Genomic DNA, 1,173 nt, shown 5'->3' with positions numbered 1-1,173 from the left:
GGTCTCCGTCAAATCCAGTACCGCAGCAACCTCATCGATGGATGTCTCTCCGAAACCGGCCTCACCCTGACGACATCACGGCAACAACGTCAGTAACACGCGGCCATTCGCGAGTAGCCCAAGTGTGCGGCGCCAGCCTGCGGCCACGGCCGTGACGCCTCGCCATCCGGCGACATCACATTGCCCATTGCCATTCCACCCCGTTGCCAGCACCGTGCCGTCCGACCGGAGTCCCACCGTATGAGACCTGCCCGTGTTCGTCGCGGTATGGACGTTGCCGGCTGCCACCGCGATGACGTCTTCCCATCGCTCGACACGACATTCAGCGGCTGCGGTATTGCCCACGGCGAGAACGGTTCCATCCCAGCGCCGTCCGACCGAATGGCGCCTTCCGGCCGCCAGCGCCGACGAGTTGGCGCGCATTCCGCCTCCTTGCGCTTGGCACGAGTTCGCGACATGGGATTCCACCTTACTTTCGACTGGCATCAGAGCGGGGTCCTCAGCCGTCGCCAGCAGATGACGGCACAACCGAGCGTGATGAAGGCCTGATGGATGTCGTCGCGGATCTCCCAGCGGATGCGTAGGCGGCGGAACCAGTGCAGTAGTGCGATGGCGCCTTCCACGACCCATCGGTGTACGCCGAGTCCGGAGCCGTGTTCGGTGCCGCGTCGGGCGATGTGCGGGGTGATTTCGAACCGTCGGACCTGGTCGCGATAGCTCTCGTGGTCGTAGCCGCGGTCCGCGTAGAGATGCTTCGGGCGGCGCAGCGGTTGGCCGCGTTTGCCTCGGATCGGCGGGACGGCTCGGATCAGTGGGATCAGCTGGGTCACGTCGTTGCGGTTGCCCCCAGTCAGCGTGACGGCCAGCGGGATGCCGTGGACGTCGACGATCACGTGGTGCTTGCTGCCGACCTTGCACAGGCTCTATCTCTATACAGCAAGGGTTGCGCGGCGGAGCGCCACGGCTCGGCTGTTCCCCGCCGTGATGACCGGTGACAGCGATGAAGAGGAGCGGGTGCAGGCGGCCGTGCGGCGGCACGTCCGCAACAGCGCGTTCGCGGAGGCTGAGAAGTTCAGCCTGGAAGAGCCGTGGCCTGACGGGACAACGACGGCGCCCGCCCCCGGGATGTTGCCCCGGGGCGGGCGCCGTGTTAGGCCGTGGGCCTACAGGTCA

The 1,173-nt window shown here is 66.3% G+C and carries 2 protein-coding genes and 1 pseudogene; 1 reads left to right on the top strand and 2 read right to left on the bottom strand.

All coding sequences use genetic code 11. The annotated features are described in order from the left end of the window. Nucleotides 1–75: 75 nt before the first annotated feature. Together AB0N07_RS51570 and AB0N07_RS51565 are read right to left on the bottom strand one after the other, a co-directional pair. The gene (locus AB0N07_RS51570) at nucleotides 76–423 is read right to left on the bottom strand and encodes an RCC1 domain-containing protein (protein ID WP_365847983.1); all 348 of its coding nucleotides are present in this window, start codon (nucleotides 421–423) and stop codon (nucleotides 76–78) included. A 62-nt stretch (nucleotides 424–485) separates the two neighbouring features. Further along, a pseudogene (locus AB0N07_RS51565) lies at nucleotides 486–914 on the bottom strand (IS5 family transposase); the annotation flags it as partial. A 70-nt stretch (nucleotides 915–984) separates the two neighbouring features. Here AB0N07_RS51565 and AB0N07_RS51560 point away from each other — a divergent pair. Beyond that, nucleotides 985–1,173 (top strand): hypothetical protein (locus tag AB0N07_RS51560; RefSeq protein ID WP_365847981.1); only part of this gene is annotated, 189 nt, incomplete at its 3' end.

This window comes from Streptomyces sp. NPDC051172 (assembly GCF_040682555.1).
Lineage (GTDB): Bacteria > Actinomycetota > Actinomycetes > Streptomycetales > Streptomycetaceae > Streptomyces.
Note: the sequence above shows the minus strand (reverse complement) of the source record. Positions and strands in the feature narration are given on the sequence as shown.